Annotated in this window: 15 protein-coding genes; 10 read left to right on the top strand and 5 right to left on the bottom strand. The window is 44.9% G+C overall.

The features are described from left to right. The first annotated feature begins 72 nt into the window (after positions 1-72). Positions 73-1242, top strand: a complete 1170-nt coding sequence (locus ISX59_RS13275; RefSeq protein ID WP_220575970.1) for an acyltransferase — start codon at positions 73-75, stop codon at positions 1240-1242. 81 nt (positions 1243-1323) lie between these two features. On the opposite strand, the gene ISX59_RS13270 is transcribed toward ISX59_RS13275, so the two are convergent. From ISX59_RS13270 to ISX59_RS13250, 5 genes are all read right to left on the bottom strand, one after another. Beyond that, a complete protein-coding gene (locus ISX59_RS13270; RefSeq protein WP_220575969.1) occupies positions 1324-1806 on the bottom strand; it encodes a PepSY-like domain-containing protein in 483 nt (160 codons plus the stop codon). A gap of 86 nt (positions 1807-1892) precedes the next feature. Beyond that, positions 1893-2648 (bottom strand): copper homeostasis protein CutC, encoded by a 756-nt coding sequence (locus ISX59_RS13265; RefSeq protein WP_005808121.1) that lies wholly within the window; start codon positions 2646-2648, stop codon positions 1893-1895. A gap of 90 nt (positions 2649-2738) precedes the next feature. After that, positions 2739-4274 (bottom strand): ribonuclease Y, encoded by a 1536-nt coding sequence (gene rny, locus ISX59_RS13260; protein WP_005808123.1) that lies wholly within the window; start codon positions 4272-4274, stop codon positions 2739-2741. A gap of 109 nt (positions 4275-4383) precedes the next feature. After that, positions 4384-4677, bottom strand: coding sequence for a cell division protein ZapA (locus ISX59_RS13255; RefSeq protein WP_005781039.1), 294 nt, complete (start codon positions 4675-4677; stop codon positions 4384-4386). A 15-nt stretch (positions 4678-4692) separates the two neighbouring features. Continuing rightward, the gene (locus tag ISX59_RS13250; RefSeq protein ID WP_005781040.1) at positions 4693-4986 is read right to left on the bottom strand and encodes a hypothetical protein; all 294 of its coding nucleotides are present in this window, start codon (positions 4984-4986) and stop codon (positions 4693-4695) included. A 388-nt stretch (positions 4987-5374) separates the two neighbouring features. On the opposite strand from ISX59_RS13250, the gene ISX59_RS13245 reads away from it, so the two are divergent. The 9 genes from ISX59_RS13245 to ISX59_RS13205 all read left to right on the top strand — a co-directional run bounded on the left by ISX59_RS13245 (position 5375) and on the right by ISX59_RS13205 (position 18736). Continuing rightward, the gene (locus tag ISX59_RS13245; protein WP_005781044.1) at positions 5375-7663 is read left to right on the top strand and encodes an NADP-dependent malic enzyme; all 2289 of its coding nucleotides are present in this window, start codon (positions 5375-5377) and stop codon (positions 7661-7663) included. Beyond that, complete coding sequence (locus tag ISX59_RS13240; protein WP_002562412.1) at positions 7660-7836, top strand: hypothetical protein; 177 nt, start codon at positions 7660-7662, stop codon at positions 7834-7836. Before ISX59_RS13245 ends, ISX59_RS13240 begins: the two co-directional genes overlap by 4 nt. 165 nt (positions 7837-8001) lie before the next feature. Continuing rightward, positions 8002-9336, top strand: a complete 1335-nt coding sequence (locus ISX59_RS13235; protein ID WP_005781046.1) for an NADP-specific glutamate dehydrogenase — start codon at positions 8002-8004, stop codon at positions 9334-9336. A gap of 451 nt (positions 9337-9787) precedes the next feature. Continuing rightward, positions 9788-10324 carry an RNA polymerase sigma-70 factor gene (locus ISX59_RS13230; protein ID WP_005781047.1) on the top strand — a complete coding sequence of 179 codons (537 nt, stop codon included), beginning with the start codon at positions 9788-9790 and terminating at the stop codon, positions 10322-10324. A 46-nt stretch (positions 10325-10370) separates the two neighbouring features. Then, a complete protein-coding gene (locus tag ISX59_RS13225) occupies positions 10371-11360 on the top strand; it encodes a FecR family protein (RefSeq protein ID WP_005808125.1) in 990 nt (329 codons plus the stop codon). 180 nt (positions 11361-11540) lie between these two features. Continuing rightward, positions 11541-14810, top strand: coding sequence for a SusC/RagA family TonB-linked outer membrane protein (locus ISX59_RS13220; RefSeq protein WP_005808126.1), 3270 nt, complete (start codon positions 11541-11543; stop codon positions 14808-14810). 20 nt (positions 14811-14830) lie between these two features. After that, positions 14831-16459: a RagB/SusD family nutrient uptake outer membrane protein gene (locus ISX59_RS13215; RefSeq protein WP_005808127.1), complete on the top strand. Its 1629-nt coding sequence runs from the start codon at positions 14831-14833 to the stop codon at positions 16457-16459. Between the two features lie 31 nt (positions 16460-16490). Continuing rightward, the gene (locus ISX59_RS13210) at positions 16491-17531 is read left to right on the top strand and encodes an endo-beta-N-acetylglucosaminidase family protein (protein ID WP_005808128.1); all 1041 of its coding nucleotides are present in this window, start codon (positions 16491-16493) and stop codon (positions 17529-17531) included. Positions 17532-17554: 23 nt separating this feature from the next. Next, positions 17555-18736 (top strand): DUF1735 and LamG domain-containing protein, encoded by a 1182-nt coding sequence (locus ISX59_RS13205; protein WP_005808131.1) that lies wholly within the window; start codon positions 17555-17557, stop codon positions 18734-18736. Positions 18737-18747 lie beyond the last annotated feature (11 nt).

Genomic DNA, 18747 nt, shown 5'->3' with positions numbered 1-18747 from the left:
AATGGTCAGATTCTGCACATATCCGCCCTGTTTTCTTCCTATCTTTGCCTGAAACTTAAAGCACAAAATATCATGATTCAAAACTCTATCTCCGACAATCGTATTGTCTGGCTCGACGTCATCCGTTGCGTTGCAATGATAATGGTCATAGGCGTTCATTGCATCGATCCTTTTTACATTTCACCCACGATGCGGGCAATCCCCGAATACACGCACTGGGCAGCAATTTACGGTTCACTCCTCCGCCCGTCGGTTCCCTTGTTTGTTATGATGACCGGGCTACTTCTGCTCCCTGTGAAAAAACAGCCATTAGGTCAGTTCTACAAAAAACGCATATATCGTGTTTTGTTTCCCTTCCTTATCTGGTCGGTGTTATATAGTCTGTTTCCCTGGTTTACGGGAGTACTCGGGTTGCCGAAAGAAATTATCGGGGACTTCTTCTGTTATACGCAAGGACAAGAATCACAAAGCCTGATAGATTCTCTGAAGGATGTAGCCATGATTCCGTTCAATTTCAGCCATAAAGAGAACCACATGTGGTACATCTACCTACTCATCGGCCTGTATCTCTATATGCCATTCTTCTCGGCATGGATAGACAATGCTGATCAAAAGACCAAACGAACATTTCTCCTGATATGGATTATTTCACTCTTCATTCCTTATCTAAAGGAGTATGTTGCCAATTGTTTGTTCGACAGAAGCGGTTATGTATTCGGTACTGATACATGGAATGAATTCGGACTCTTCTACTATTTTGCCGGATTCAATGGATATTTATTACTGGGACATTACGTCAAGAAGGGTAACAACTGGAGTCTGATGAAAACATTCACTCTTTGCATACTCATGTTTGCCGTCGGATATTATGTCACTTATACAGGTTTCAGCACCACAGCAGCCAATCCTGACGCAACAGAAACGGAAATGGAACTCTTCTTTACCTTCTGTAGCCCCAACGTATTGTTAATGACCTTAGCCACCTTCTTACTGCTACAAAAAGTAGTCATCACCAACCAGACTGTCATAAAAGCACTGGCCAACATGACCAAATGCGGTTTCGGCATCTATATGGTTCACTACTTCGTCGTAGGTCCTTTTTTCCTTCTAATAGGACCCTCGTCGTTACCTATCCCTCTACAGGTTCCACTGATGGCTATCTGTATATTCCTCTGCAGCTGGGCATTCACTGCGTTCATTTATAAACTTATGCCCCAAAAAGCTGTCTGGTTTATGGGATAAGACCAATAATTTACGTGTAAGGTGGAAAGAGTTTAAGAACTCTTCGCACCTTACACGTAAGTCATTGATAGGAGACTACAGTTACAAGAATGTACCCGGTCCCAATATATCATTCATATAACTCACATTACGGGTACGCAGCAATGCCCCGTTCGGACTATAAAACAGCTGATATTGAATGTCTACATTTTGTTGCCCTACCTTGATGACAATAATCGGTTGCCATTTGGGAAACTCGACATAAGTAACATCTTCCACCTGCCAGCCGGAATAAGGACCGGAAGCAAACGCATTATATACCGTAGCAGAAAGTTCATCGGTATCCCCCCACTCCGTCTGGGTCATCTGCCATTGTCCCTGCGCATTGAACCAGACATTCTTTTCATAACCATTCATCATGAAATCGGCACAATAGTAACCGCTGTCCTGTGACCAGGCGATACCATCAGCTTTGGGATACATTTTTTTCAAAGCCGCCTGCGCCTTGGCAGGAGCATTATCTGCCCAAACAGACATGACAACCATCAACAGAGTCATTAACAAGCTGAATCTCAATTTTATCATAGCTAAAGCATTTTAATCGGATGAATACTTTTCGCTAACTAACAACTTACAAGGTTGCTTTGTTTCAGGCTGCCACAACTACACTGTCAGATGACAGAAGTGAGGTTTCCAATCGTATCCTTCACACGCTTCACAGTTGTCACATTCCGCTCATACTCGCTGATATGAACAGTTCCTCCCATAGATACAGCCTCGTTCTTGTATGCCATTCCGCTTTTGATACTCTCCCGTGCGGAGAAATGGAATTCCTGAATACCGGTCTCTTTTGCAATCCGGCAGATATTCTTTTCGTTCACCCCACAACCTGCAAGGAGAATGATTCTGCCCTTCGCCCTTTCACGGAGTTCCTTCAACAAAGGTATGCCAAGTTCAGCCGTTGCCTGTTGCCCCGAAGTCAGAATACGGTCACATCCCAGGTTAATTATCTGCTCCAAAGCCTTAGATGCATCACGGCACACATCGAATGCCCGGTGGAAAGTGACGGACAAACCTTCAGAAGCTTCCATCAACTGTTCCATCACCGGCACATCTATCTCTCCGTTTGCTGTCAGGCATCCAAACACCACCCCATCAGCTCCAAGTCGACGAGCCATTTCAATATCCTTCAACATAGTCTTTATTTCGATGGGAGAATAAAGAAAATCTCCTCCACGCGGACGGATAATGACATGCAACCGTGTAGTTGTCAGCACCTCACGTGCCATCGCGATTTCGCCATACGAGGGAGTCGTTCCGCCCTCCGGGATGCCTGCACAAAGTTCCACGCGGTTTGCTCCACCTTCCTGTGCAGCAATGCAACTCTCTACGGAGTTGGTACAAACTTCAAATAGGTAGTTCTTCATATTTCATGAATATTAAAATAACTGTTTAACGAGGAATTAAAAAAGGGCGAATTGCTTCGCCCTTATCATAAACATTTTCTTTTTCAGTCTTTATTTTGCAAAGCTCACCGCACGTGTTTCGCGGATAACGGTTATCTTCACCTGTCCCGGGTAAGTCATCTCATCCTGAATCTTCTTCGCAATTTCACCCGACAGATTTTCCGTCTGCTTGTCGTCTATTTTGTCTGCCCCGACAATAACACGAAGCTCGCGTCCTGCCTGGATAGCATAAGTCTTGGTTACACCCGGATAAGACATAGCCAACTGTTCCAGATCGTTCAGACGCTTGATGTAAGCCTCAACAATTTCGCGGCGTGCACCCGGACGTGCTCCGGAGATGGCATCACACACCTGTACGATAGGCGCAAGCAGGCTGGTCATCTCTACTTCATCGTGGTGGGCACCGATAGCGTTACAAATATCCGGTTTTTCCTTGAATTTCTCAGCAAGTTTCATACCCAGCAAAGCGTGTGGCAATTCCGGTTCTTCATCGGGCACCTTACCAATATCATGCAACAATCCGGCACGTTTTGCTTTCTTCGGATTCAAGCCCAGTTCAGAGGCCATCACAGCACAAAGGTTGGCAGTCTCACGTGCATGCTGCAACAGGTTCTGTCCATAAGATGAACGATATTTCATCTTACCGATGATTCGAATCAGTTCCGGATGCAATCCGTGGATACCTAAGTCGATAGTAGTACGTTTACCTGTTTCAATAATTTCTTCTTCCACTTGTTTACGCACTTTGGCAACCACCTCTTCGATGCGTGCCGGGTGAATACGTCCGTCAGTAACCAACTGGTGCAATGCCAGACGGGCTATTTCACGACGAACGGGGTCGAATGCGGAAAGAACAATTGCTTCAGGAGTATCGTCTACTACGATTTCAACTCCGGTAGCAGCTTCAAGAGCACGGATATTACGGCCTTCACGTCCGATGATACGTCCCTTGATTTCATCCGATTCAATATGGAATACAGTTACAGAATTCTCGATGGCAGTTTCCGTAGCCACACGTTGTATCGACTGTATCACGATGCGTTTAGCCTCTTTACTTGCAGTCAGTTTGGCATCGTCCATGATATCATTGATATAAGACTGCGCCTGAGTCTTTGCCTCTTCTTTCAACGACTCTACCAAGCGTTCTTTTGCCTCTTCGGCCGACAAACCGGAAAGTGCTTCCAGTTTTTCAATTTCCTGATGCTGGAGTTTGTCCAGTTCCTCTTTCTTTTTATCCACGATTCCCAACTGTGCTTCCAGATTCTCTCTGACAGCATCGGCTTCGGCTCTTTTACGCTGAATCTCTTCCTGACGCTGGCTCAGCACCATTTCACGTTGTTTCAGCTTATTTTCGGCCTGTTGGATCTTTTGGTTACGCAGGGCTACCTCCTTCTCCAAATCTGCTTTCTTATTGAGAAACTTCTCTTTTACTTCCAGCAGTTTGTTCTTCTTAATCACTTCTGCTTCTGTCTCTGCTTCTTTCAGGACATTATCATATTTGGCCTTCAGTCCGTATTTAAACAATACGTACGATAAGATTCCTCCTACGATGAAGCATGCAATGGATGCTACTATTGTTACTAACATTGTAATTTAATTTAAATATAAATAAAAACGCACTGCCAAATACTCGAAAGCTTCTTCTTCCGGGCATCTTTAGCAGTGCGTGGATTTTCTTTTATAAAAATGGAAACAGTTATTCCTCGTTCCTGAAATACTCTTCCAGCATTTCTGTAAGTTCTTCTATCTTGGCCGTATACGGTTGGGTGTCATTACGTTGCAGCAGATGCAGCTTTTCCAGTGAAAACTGATATGCCACCATAGCTATAATCTTTTCCGGAGCTATGTTCCTGTAGTGCTCCCGATACGCATTGAGCCTGATATTTACCTGCTTTGCCGCTTCTCTTACGGTCTCTTCCTCGTCACGATTGATGGTGAGGGGATAATAAGAATCTGCTATTTGCAGGTTTATTTTTATTTTATCGTTCATACATCCTTTTTTATGTTATTCATTCAACAAAGCGATGCATTTATCGACTTCACGCACTAATTTAGACAATCGCAGCTTCGTCTCTTTTACGTCGCTGCCGTTAAGGCTGATTGCCGTAGCTGTTTTTAGGTCTGTGTAGTTTGATTCTAACGCTTTGTATTCAGCTTTCACCTTTTCGAGTTCGGCCTTCTCATCTTCGAGAAGTTGCTTTAACTCAGCATTTTCGCGCTTTAATTCATCATGCAGATAGATTAAATGCCGCAGCCTTGCTTCAAAGGTACTTAATAGCTTCTTTTCTTCTTCTGTCATCACTACACCAAAATTGTACACAAAAATACGATTAACTCTGATATTACAAAAACTTTTCGGCGGAAAATAGTCATTTATAGTGAAAATAGTTGTCCGGGGCAACTTTTATTTATTTTTTTTAGCTATATGTCTTCTATTACAAGGATATTTATTTTCTACACACAAACGTTCATTTATAGAAAAGAATATGGGTATAAGTACAATTATTCAGAATCATCATCTCGTTTGTAATAAATATGCAGAAAGAAGAGAAAAAGCTGGATACATTTTCATCTTTTTGTGCCTTTTTGTTATTAATTTAATAGAATTTATATCAAATAGACTACGATTCCGAAGTTTTATTCCTACATTTGCGGGCAAATGATAACCTTTATAAAAACGCATAATCATGGCTAAAATAACCAAAGAAGCCGCTTTGCTCTATCACTCACAGGGCAAACCCGGTAAAATTGAGGTAGTACCTACCAAACCCTACAGTACACAAACCGACTTATCTCTCGCTTACTCTCCCGGTGTGGCAGAACCATGCCTCGAAATAGAAAAGAACCCACAGGATGCTTATAAATATACAGCCAAAGGTAATCTGGTAGCCGTAATCTCAAACGGTACAGCAGTTTTGGGATTGGGCGACATCGGCGCCTTAAGCGGTAAACCGGTAATGGAAGGTAAAGGTTTACTTTTCAAAATCTATGCAGGTATCGATGTGTTCGACATCGAAGTCAACGAAAAAGATCCTGATAAATTTATCGAAGCTGTAAAAGCCATCGCTCCTACTTTCGGAGGTATCAACCTGGAAGATATCAAAGCACCCGAATGTTTTGAGATAGAACGCCGCCTGAAAGAAGAGCTTGACATCCCTGTGATGCATGACGACCAACACGGAACGGCCATCATCTCGAGTGCCGGACTGGTAAACGCCTTGCAAGTGGCCGGTAAGAAGATAGAAGATGTGAAAATCGTTGTCAATGGTGCAGGTGCTTCCGCCGTATCGTGCACGAAGCTCTACGTATCATTGGGCGCCCGCCTCGAAAATATCGTCATGCTCGACAGCAAAGGCGTTATCAGCAAGGCACGCACCGACTTGAACGAACAGAAACGTTATTTCGCAACCGACCGTACCGACATTCATACACTGGCCGAAGCAATCAAGGGAGCAGACGTATTCCTCGGCCTGTCAAAAGGAAATGTATTATCCCAGGATATGGTGCGCAGCATGGCCTCCTCGCCCATCGTGTTCGCTTTGGCAAACCCCACACCCGAGATTTCATATGAAGACGCCATGGCTGCCCGCCCCGACGTGTTGATGGCAACCGGACGTTCGGACTATCCGAACCAGATTAATAATGTAATCGGTTTCCCGTATATCTTCCGCGGAGCGCTCGACACTCAGGCAAAAGCAATCAACGAAGAGATGAAGATTGCCGCCGTACACGCCATTGCCAATCTGGCCAAACAACCCGTGCCCGATGTGGTGAACGAAGCTTACCATGTGAACAACTTCACTTTCGGTCCGGAATACTTTATCCCGAAACCGGTAGATCCGCGTCTGATTACGGAAGTATCTATCGCCGTGGCCCGTGCCGCTATGGAGAGTGGTGTGGCCCGCAAGAATATCGAGAACTGGGATGAATATAAAACGCATCTCCGCGAATTGATGGGACAGGAATCCCAGTTGACCCGCCAGCTCTACGATACCGCCCGCCGCAACCCGCAACGTGTGGTATTTGCCGAAGGCGGACACCCCAACATGCTGAAAGCCGCTGTCGAAGCTAAATCGGAAGGAATCTGCCACCCTATTATATTAGGTAACGAAGAACGCATCGAGAAACTGGCCAAGGAACTCGACCTGAGCCTGGACGGAATCGAAATCATCAACCTTCGCCACGACCGTGAGGCAGAACGACGCGAACGTTATGCCCACATTCTCTCTCAGAAACGTGCCCGCGAAGGCGCTACATACGAAGAGGCCAACGACAAGATGTTCGAGCGCAACTACTTCGGTATGATGATGGTTGAAACCGGAGACGCGGATGCTTTCATCACCGGATTATACACCAAATACAGCAATACCATCAAAGTAGCAAAAGAAGTTATCGGCATCCGTCCGGAATACAAGCATTTCGGAACCATGCATATCCTGAATTCCAAAAAGGGAACTTACTTTCTGGCTGACACTTTAATCAACCGCCATCCGGATACTTCCACTCTGATAGATATAGCCAAGCTGGCCGATCAAACTGTCAGATTCTTCAATCATACCCCGGTGATCTCCATGCTGAGCTATTCTAACTTCGGTTCCGACCAGGCAGGAAGCCCGCTGAAGGTACACGAAGCAGTAGCTTATATGCAGAAAGAATATCCCGAACTGGCTATTGACGGTGAAATGCAGGTGAACTTTGCCATGAACCGCGAACTCCGTGACTCCAAGTACCCCTTCACCCGCCTCAACGGAAAGGATGTGAATACATTGGTATTCCCCAACCTAAGCTCTGCCAATGCAGGATATCAGTTGTTGCAAGCCATGGACCCGGATACCGAATTTATCGGCCCGATCCAAATGGGGCTGAACAAACCGATCCATTTTACAGATATCGAAAGCTCGGTACGCGACATCGTGAACATCACCGCCGTGGCTGTTATCGACGCTATTGTAGAAAAGAAAAAAGCTAATAAATGAAACGTCCTTTATCCAAATCACAAATAGTTTGTATCATTCTGCTTTGGGTGGCGCTTTGTTACATAGTATTGGTATACGCCGAACGTATTGACGGTCCTACCATACTTATGCTTATCATTTCGGCAGCATTAGTCTTTATTCCCGTCTACAAATCACTTAAAAAGAATAAATAATATCTTTTTATTCCTTTTTTGCGGCATAAAATATCAATTTTGATGTTTTATGCCGTTTTTCTTTATAAAATGCTTGTTAGTTCGATTTTTATGTTTACTTTTGCAACGTCATCAACAGAGAGACGATAGAATTTAAAAACAATCATATTAAAAGAAAAAAGAATTATGAATGCAGCTAAGGTATTAGAAGATTTGAAGAGAAGGTTCCCCAACGAACCGGAGTATCATCAGGCAGTAGAAGAAGTTCTTTCTACGATTGAAGAAGAATACAACCAACATCCTGAATTCGACAAAGCCAATCTGATTGAACGTCTTTGCATTCCAGACAGAGTATACCAGTTCCGTGTGACTTGGGTAGACGATAAAGGCAACGTGCAGACCAACATGGGTTACCGTGTTCAGCACAACAACGCCATCGGCCCGTACAAAGGAGGTATCCGCTTCCATGCTTCTGTAAACCTTGGTATTCTTAAATTCCTTGCTTTCGAACAAACCTTTAAAAACTCACTGACTACCCTGCCGATGGGTGGTGGTAAAGGTGGTTCGGACTTCTCTCCGCGCGGAAAGTCAAATGCCGAAGTAATGCGTTTCACTCAGGCCTTCATGCTTGAACTGTGGCGCCACATCGGTCCTGAAACCGACGTACCTGCCGGTGACATCGGTGTAGGTGGCCGCGAAGTAGGTTTCATGTTCGGTATGTACAAAAAGCTCTCTCACGAGTTCACCGGAACATTCACCGGTAAAGGTCGCGAGTTCGGCGGTTCACTGATCCGTCCGGAAGCTACAGGTTATGGTAACATCTACTTCCTGATGGAAATGTTGAAGACAAAAGGAACTGACCTGAAAGGTAAAGTTTGTCTGATCTCTGGTTCGGGTAACGTGGCTCAGTATACCGCCGAAAAAGTGTTGGAACTGGGCGGTAAAGTGGTTACCATGTCTGATTCCGATGGTTACATCTACGATCCGGACGGTATCGACCGCGCTAAACTGGACTACATCATGGAGCTGAAGAACCTCTACCGCGGACGCATCCGCGAATATGCCGAAACTTACGGATGTAAATACGTTGAAGGAGCCCGTCCCTGGGGTGAGAAAGGCGATATCGCATTGCCTTCGGCCACTCAGAACGAACTTAACGGTGACGATGCACGCAAACTGGTTGCCAACGGTGTCATGGCAGTATCCGAAGGTGCCAACATGCCTTCTACTCCGGAAGCTATCAAAGTGTTCCAGGATGCCAAGATCCTGTATGCTCCGGGTAAAGCAGCCAATGCGGGTGGTGTATCCGTTTCAGGATTGGAAATGACCCAGAACTCTATCAAACTGAGCTGGAGCTCTGAAGAGGTAGACGAAAAGCTGAAGAGCATCATGAAGAATATCCATGAAGCTTGCGTACAATACGGTACAGAACCGGACGGATACGTAAACTATGTGAAAGGTGCTAACGTGGCCGGATTTATGAAGGTTGCCAAAGCAATGATGGCACAGGGAATCTTATAATCAGCAAAGAATTCAATCATAATGTCATAGTAGAAGTCCCCGTATCTCTGTAACAGGAGTACGGGGATTTTCATTTCAAACTGTCAATGCAAGTGCTTGAAGAGAAAGAGCACAAAGATGGGATACTAAAAAATGTACTCAAGCTCCGGAACAGCAAAATAAAATATCTCCTTATTCAACATCACCTCCGCATTCCATTAATCGTTCAGCAACAAAAAAAATAATATTAACAGACTATTTAAACAGACAGTCCGGACAGTTTGCTATAAAAGAACTTATTGACATCAAAAAAATAAAAACAATCGTCCCAATCTTTCATAAAACGAAAAAGTAATCTCTTTTTTTAGTTCATTAAAAATTTGCTTGTTTGTTTTAAACCATTTACTTTTGGAATTTTAAAAACCAAAGCCTTATTTTTGAAAAAATCACAATCAGCCTTATATTCTACTAAATGATTTTAAATAACGAGCCTAAGAAGAAGAAATTTGAGCAGTTTTTCATTATGACTTACCCAAAAGTCAAAGCGTTTGCATGGAAATTGTTGAAATCAGAAGAAGATGCAGAAGATATTGCCCAAGATATATTCGCAAAATTATGGACCCATCCTGAGATTTGGGAAAACCAGGAAACTTGGAACAGCTACATTTACACTATGGTCCGCAATCATATTTATAACTTTCTAAAACATAAATCAATCGAACAGACCTATCAGGAGCAATATACAAAAGAGGATCTGTCTATATCCGAAGCCGACATTCACGATCAACTTTATGCCAGGGAAAGCGAACTTCTGATGAAACTCACGATTGCCAATATGCCCGAACAGAGAAGAAAGATCTTCCGGATGAGCCGCACACAAGAAAAAAGCAATCAGGAAATTGCCGATGAACTGAATATTTCAGTTCGTACGGTAGAGCGTCACATCTATTTGGCATTAATCGACTTAAAAAAAGTGCTCCTCACCCTATTTTTTTTCTACATCGGTTGAGTAATCAGCCACAACTAATTGTCTTATCTATATAAAGGCTATAAAAATGAAGAATTATATTCAGAGAATCATCCGTTTGTTTGCAGCTTCCGATCCCGACAAAAAAGTCACCGGAGAGATCCATCAATGGTTGCTCGACCAGGAACATACCGAGGAAAAGGAAACTGCCCTGCACGACTTATGGAACGAAACGGAAGGAAAGGTCGACCAGACCACCTGGGACTCTCTCGCATCAGTATATACCAAAGTCGGAGCCAACTCCGGAGGCAGACATCAGCCACGCATCCGTTTTGCATATTACGCGGCTGTCATAGCGTTGTTGATCGTGTCTGTTTCGGTTACTTTTCAAATGACCAAACAGCACTTCACCGAGACTCCCCTAATTGAGAACATAACACCGGACGGGCGCCTGAGCACCCTCCGGCTTCCGGACGGCAGTATAGTGGAAACTAACTCAGGCAGCATCCTCCTTTATCCTGAAAAGTTCAAAGGTGAAACCCGCACGGTTTACTTAATCGGTGAGGCCAACTTCAAAGTAAAGAAAAACACCGGCCAGCCTTTTATAGTCAGATCGGGCACCATGGCAGTGACAGCCTTGGGAACCGAGTTCAATGTCGCCGCTTATCCGGAAGAGAACGAAATGATTGCAACCCTGATTCATGGAAAAATAAAAGTGGAATGCGACAATGGAAAAGAGAGTTATATTGTCACTCCCGGACAACAGGTCACTTACCATAAGAGCACGGGAAAAAGCAAGCTCGCCGAAGCAAATATTGAAGACGTTACAGCCTGGCAAAAAGGGATGTACGTATTCAGAGGAGTTACTATGTCGGCAATCCTGAACGAACTGGAAAGACGCTACGCGGTCACCTTCCAGTATAACGCCAATTTATTTAATGATGATAAATTCAACTTCCGTTTCCGTGAGAAATCCACTTTAGAAGATATCCTGAATATCATGCAGGAAGTCGTGGGAGGATTCAACCATGAACTGAAGGGGAATATATGTTACATTAAACGGGATGCAAAAAAATAAAATGATTTAGTATATTTATTTGTTTAACCTTAAAAACAACTATTTAGCATGTAAAAAAGTATCCGGAAAGAGGCGGCCACCTAATTCCGGATATGAAATCTGAATTCTTAGCGTCAAAGCTTATGCTTTACTTTTTGGGAAATAAATATTATGATTTAACACTAAAATTCGTTCAAATCTATGAATTTTTATCGATTAAAGTCTATTTTTTTTATAATTTTTAGCTGTTTTATTCTACAAACAGCTGCCTTTGCTCAAAACAACGTAAAAATAACGATCAAAAAAAAGAATATCACGTTGCAGGAAGCATTGCGGGAAGTTGAGAAACAATCTGATTATCTGATTGCTTTCAACGAATCCAAACTTGAGAAAACCAAACGCGTTAACCTGAATATTAATGCTGAATCTCTGGATAAGACCCTGACTTCTATCCTGTCCGGAACGGGTCTTTCCTACAAAATCAAAGACAAATATATCATGATTATTCCGCAATCAAAAGTGGAAGTTGAAAGCAAAAAACTGTCGGGGATAGTGAAAGATGACAAAGGAGATCCCTTGATCGGAGTCAACGTCTCATTCAAAGGCAGCCCCACAGGAACCGTCACCGGTCTTGACGGACGATTTTCCATCCTGGCTGCCAAAGGAAATGTAATTGAATTCTCCTATGTGGGCTATACCACCAAATATATTACAGTGGGTGATGCTTCTTCACTGACTGTCGTATTGGACGAAGACGCCAAAGCGCTGGACGAGGTTGTCGTCACCGCACTGGGTATCAAACGTGCAGAAAAAGCGCTGAGTTACAGTGTTCAGCAGGTAAAGTCGGATGCTATCAACAGTGTGAAAGATGCCAACTTCGTAAACGGATTAACCGGAAAAGTAGCGGGTGTGTCCATCAACCGGAGCTCCTCGGGCATCGGCGGAGCAACCCGCGTAGTCATGCGCGGGGCCAAGTCCATTGTAGGAAACAATAATGTGCTCTATGTGGTGGACGGTATGCCCATCGGCAACCCCTCAAAAGGTGAAATCAATAATGATTACAGTACTCCGGGAGGAGGTGAAGGCATTTCCGATTTCAACCCGGAAGACATCGAGAGTTTATCGATACTGACAGGTCCCGCCGCTGCGGCCTTATATGGTTCATCGGCAGCCAACGGTGTTATCCTGATCAACACTAAAAAAGGTCAGGAAGGCAAACTGAAAATCTCAATCTCCAACAATACGGAGTTTATGACTCCTTACGTAATGCCGGAATTTCAGAATCAATACGGTAATGCAAAAGGATCCTATAAGAGTTGGGGTGAGATGTTGCAACAGCCTTCAACGTTCCGCCCGAAAGACTTCTTTAAGACAGGCGCCAATATCATGAATGCCGCCAATTTTTCAGTAGGAAACAAAAATAATCAAACGTTCGTATCGGTGGCAACCACGAATTCCACCGGCATCATCCCCAACAACGAATACTATCGTTATAACTTCACATTGCGCAACACTGCGAGTATGCTGAATAACAAACTCCATCTTGACCTGGGAGCCAGTTATGTTCTGCAGGGAGACCAGAACATGCTGTCGGCAGGACGTTACTTTAATCCGCTGGTACCTCTGTATCTCTTTCCGCGGGGTGAAGATTTTGAAGCGGTCAAAGTGTACGAACGATATGACACCAACCGCAAGTTCCCCATACAGGAATGGTCGTATGGTGACCAGGGCCTGAACCTGGAAAACCCGTACTGGATTGTGAACCGCGAAATGTTTGTTTCCAAAAAGAAACGTTATATGTTTTATGCCAACGTAAAATACGACATTCTGAGCTGGCTGAACATAGCAGGACGTATACGAGTGGATAACACCAACACCACATCCGAACGTAAACTGCATGCTTCGACAATCAAGCTGCATGCCCAGTCGGACAAGGGAGCATATAACCAAAGTATGGAAGAGTATCAGCAGACCTATGCAGATATCATGCTGAATGTGAACAAAAATCTCGGTGACTTCAATCTGACAGCAAACGCCGGATTCAGTTATGAAGATCACCTGACTACCGGCATGGGCATCGGAGGGAAACTGTTTACTGTCCCCAACCTGTTCTCTGCCTATAACTTCGATCCGTCTTCCGGACCCGGTTCGCAATCGCACATCCATACACGAAACAATTCGGTGTTTGTAAGTACTGAATTGGGCTATAAAAGTATGCTTTATCTCACCCTGACCGGACGGCAGGAATGGGCTTCCCAGTTAGTCAACTCCGACCAGCCCACCTATTTCTATCCTTCCGTCGGAGTGTCGGGCGTAATCTCCGAAATGGTAAGTCTGCCTAAATTCATTTCATTCTGGAAGATGAGAGCTTCATTCGCTGAAGTAGGAGGACCGATCAATTATACCGGATTGACTCCCGGAACCGTCACCGATCCCATGAAAGGCGGAGTCATCAATCCGATATCGATTTACCCTTTCCCGAACTTCAAAGCAGAACAAACCAAATCGTATGAGTTGGGAACTAACCTGAGACTTTTCAACAATAAAATCAATATCGACGCCACGGTTTATCTGACAGATACCTATAATCAGACCTTCCTCTCCAGTATGTCTCCTGCTTCGGGATATTCGGGTTTCTATGTACAGGCAGGTAAGGTACGCAACAAAGGTATCGAACTGTCATTGGGTTATAACGACCGGTTCGGAAAAGTGGGATATGCCACCAATCTGACTTACACAGCCAACCGAAATAAAATCATGAAGATGGTGCATGACTACAGGAACCCGGCGGACGGCTCGCTGTTCAGCATCACCGAACTGACCCTGCAGGATAAAGGAGGAGTTTATCTGCGGGAGAAGGACGCAATCGGGGATGTATACGTAAAAGGTATCCTTGCCAGAGGCAAAGACGGTAAACTGATCGAAGAAGAAGGAGGATATAAAGTAGACCGCTCACAACGTATCAAGATAGGATCGGTCAACCCGGATTTTTCAATAGGCTGGAGACATAATGTAACCTGGAACAACCTTACTCTGGACCTGTTGTTCAACGGACGCTTCGGAGGTATCGTAACCTCTTCCACCCAAGCCTTCCTCGACGACTACGGTGTATCGAAAGACACTTATAAAGCGCGTCAGAACGGTGGTGTATGGGTGAACGGAACACAATATGATGCGGAAAAATATTATACGACCATCGGCGGCGAACAACTGATGGCATATTATGCGTATAAAGCGACCAACATCCGCCTTCAAGAAGCCAGCCTGAGCTATACACTGCCGGGCAAATGGTTCGGTAATGTGATCAACCGGCTGACGGTTTCCGCCATCGGACGCAATTTGTGGATGATCTATAATAAAGCTCCATTCGATCCGGAAATGACCTCTTCGACAGGTACCTATAACCGGGGAGATGTCTTTATGCCACCCAGTTTGCGTAGTGTGGGATTTAGCGTAAAGATTGAATTATAACCTTTAAAAAATGCAACACTATGAAATTAAATAAAATAAAGAATACGTGTAGAACGCTATCGGCCATAGCCCTTTTAGGTTCAACACTATGCACCTCGTGTATATCCGAAGATATCAACCGGAACCCGTTGCTCCCGACAAAAGAAGACGAAAAGATGGACGGAGTTATTTACGGGGCCTACCTGCCTAATCTTGAGAAAAGTGTAATCCCCGTCGGCACCGCTTCAGAAAGCACAGAACCGGTAAACCGCTATCAGATCGGAGTAAATCTGGCCGGTGATGCCTGGGCGGGATACATGTCTCCCCGCGACAACAAATTTAACGGCAGCAAGAACTTCACCAACTACTTCATGTACGAAAACTGGGTGAACTATGTGTATTCTTTTATGGTGACGGATGTTTATTCGCCATGGATGCAGATAAAACGCATCTCGCAGGATGAAGGAACAAGAAATGACGAGATTTATGCCTTAGCCCAGATCATTAAGATCGCGGCTCTGCACCGCACTACGGATATGTTTGGCCCGATTCCCTACTCACAAGTGGGCAAAGGTTCTTTTAAAGTGGCATACGACTCCCAGGAAAGCGTATACCGCTCTTTTCTGAAAGAGCTGGAAGAGGCTGTCCAAACCTTGGACGATTACTCGAATAAGAGCAAAGAAGTATTGCCTGCCTTCGACATTGTTTATAACGGCGATGTCAATAAATGGATGCGCTTTGCCAATTCGCTGATGCTTCGCCTGGCCATCCGTGTCCGCTTTGCCGATGCGGGACTTGCCAAAGAATATGCGGAGAAAGCCGTGAAACATCCCGCAGGCATGATCGACAGCAAAGAACTGGCAGCCCAGATGGGTAAAGGGGCCGGCCTGCAAATGAAGAATCCGCTGAAAGTGATTAATGAAGAATACAATGACACCCGCATGGGAGCCACCATCTATTCTTATCTGGCAGGATATAATGACGCCCGTGCTTCCGTATACTTTGTCAACAACAATGGCTTCAAGGCCGTACGGTGCGGAATCGCCAAGTCCGGAGACGCTTACAACGGGTTCACACGCCCCAACGTGCATGAAGACGATCCCCTCTATTGGATGAAAGCGTCCGAAGTATGCTTCTTGAAAGCCGAAGGAGCATTGGCCGGATTCGATATGGGCGGCAGTGCCGGTGACTTCTACAACGCAGGCATCCGTATGTCGTTCAGCGAAAATGGACTGAGCAATTCATCGGCCGAGAACTATCTGAAGGATCACACCCGTAAACCGGCCAACTATACCGACACCGCCAATGGTGAGTTAAGTGCAAACGCTCCAAGCAGCATCACTATCCGCTGGGAAAACGGAGCTACGGAAGAAGAAAAGCTGGAACGTATCATCACTCAAAAATATCTCGCCATCTTCCCCAACGGACAGGAAGCATGGACAGAGTGGAGACGTACCGGATATCCCCGCCAAATAGTCGTTGCCGAAAACAAAACGAACTCCGCGGTATTGATCGGAAACGGATACGATGTGGGAGGTGTAAGAAGAATGCCCTATCCCCGCACCGAGTATGAACAAAACAGCGAAAACCTGCACAATGCCATCAACCAGCATTTAGGAGGAGCAGACAATGCCGCCGCTAAAGTGTGGTGGGACAAAAAAAGCAAATAGTAATGAACCTGAAAATTAAAGAAACATGAATATGAGAAATACCATTTTTGCATTTATCGGAACGGCACTCTTAGTAAGCTTTGCCGCATGCGATGACTGGACCTCACCGGAGAAACTTGATGTGGAAAACGAAGCCGTGGGCGATCTTTATTCCAAACGGGACTCCGTAAAATGGGCTGAAGAAGATAAAAGACATAAAGAGAATGAAGTTGCCTACGAAAAATATCTGGAAAACCTGAGAGCTTACAAAAGCACCAAACACCCCATTATGTTCGGGTGGTTCAATGCCTGGCAACCGGACGGAGCGGGAAAATATCCCCGGCTGTCTCTTTTACCGGACAGTATGGACGTTGTTTCGATATGGGGAAACTGGCACTCTTTGAGCGAAGAAAAAATCAAAGAGCTGCGGAGTGTGCAGGCCAAAGGAACCAAAGTCATTATCGGCTGGATTATAGAAGACATAGGTGACCAGATAAAATGGGGACGCGACCAATGGCCCGCCGACGACACACAAGCCATCAAAGAGTATGCGCAAGCCATCGTAGATACAATCAATAAATATGGTTACGACGGATTCGACTATGACTATGAACCCTCGTACGCATCGCCGTTCAAGCCGGGCAACCATTGCGGTAATTTGACTTCTTGCTCACGCGATTATAATAAAGAGAAAGAAATCTTGTTTATGAAGACCATGCGCGAGCTGCTGGGACCGGACAAACTGTTTCATCTGAACGGCTCTATCCATTGGCTGGACCCGCGTGCGGCACAGTATTTCGACCGTTTTGTCGTTCAATCTTACAGCGGTTCGGCTTCCAGTTTCGAGAGATGGTCCAATGATATCCAAAACCGGTTGAATATCAAACCCGAACAGATCATTTTTACGGAAAGTTTTCAGAACAAGCCCGGTGCACGAAGCAGATTTCCGGGCACATACGCCGGTTATGTGGCTTCCAAACAAGGCAATGTGGGAGGAATCGGAGTTTTTCATATTAACGAAGACGCATTTGAAGACGAAGCTTATGTTAATATCAGAAAAGCAATATCGATCATGAATCCTCCCGTAAAATAATTAACCTAAAAACAGTTTGAAACATGAAATGTAACGTATCTTACAAATATCTGTTTATTGCGATCGGCATACTTTGCCCGTTCTTTTCTGCCTGTGACTATGCCGACGGAGAAGGTTCAGGCTCGGAAAACGCAGTATACATGGAAACACCCGATAATAAAGGCATCGTCAACTTCACTTTAGAGCCCGATGGCGGAACAACCTATCTGACACCCCGACTGGCCAATATCAGCCAAAGCCCGGTGACCATACAAGTGAGTTATGATAAAGAGGCTTTGGACAAATACAACAAAGCCAACGGAGCCTCGTATGAGCCCCTGCCTCCCTCCGCTTTTAAACTGGCAGATGCAGAGGGAAACGAGCTATCCGGCTCCGAAGGCATACGGGTACCCGCCGGTGACTTTTCAGCAAAAATAATGGTGAAAGTGGGACAACTGGATTCCAAGGATTTCCCCGCCAACAAGAAATATGCAATTCCTCTTAGTATCACGGGGGCTTCCAAATATTCGCTGATTCCCTCACAACGCAGTGCGGTCTTGCTCCTGAATCGCTCCATCCTTTCGTCAGTAGCCAAAGTCAGCGGTGGAGAAGGTATCCGGATAAAACCTGCCGGAATGCACACAAAGGCTGAATGGACCATTCAAATGAGTGCCATCTATTCAAGCCTGACCCGCAGCAACCTGACCACAGCCTATCTAAGCAACGGAACAGGAGGAGAATTCTATACCCGTATTTCATCTACCGCCGGTATACAAGTGAAAAACGGACGCGACGGGGACGACACATGGACTCAAATACCCCTGCAAGCGGGTAAATGGTTGCATATCACCTATGTGCACAAGGATAAAAAAACGACAGTCTATGTCAACGGAAAAGTCCAGAAGGTTTTCGAGAACAGTGCCATCACCTTTGGTGAAAACAGCATGATCATAGTCGGAAACTCCGGTTACCGAAACGACTATCTGCGAGAAATACGCTTATGGGATAAGGCGTTGACAGAATCGGAAATCAACGATTACTTATACCTCCCGATGGATCCGGAAACACCACATCTCATTTCGTATCTGCCACTGAGCAAAGAGACGGGGATCAAGGACCTGAAAGCTCCCGCCGATATGGAGAATGTGACCACGAAAGCCCGTATTGAATATGTGGAAAACGTTAAATTTCCGGCAGATGAATTAGTAATTGTAAATCAAGAATAAAAAAGAGTTCA

The organism is Bacteroides sp. FSHCM14E1 (genome assembly GCF_019633785.1).
GTDB lineage: Bacteria > Bacteroidota > Bacteroidia > Bacteroidales > Bacteroidaceae > Bacteroides > Bacteroides hominis.
This window is presented reverse-complemented; position numbering and strand designations above follow the sequence as displayed.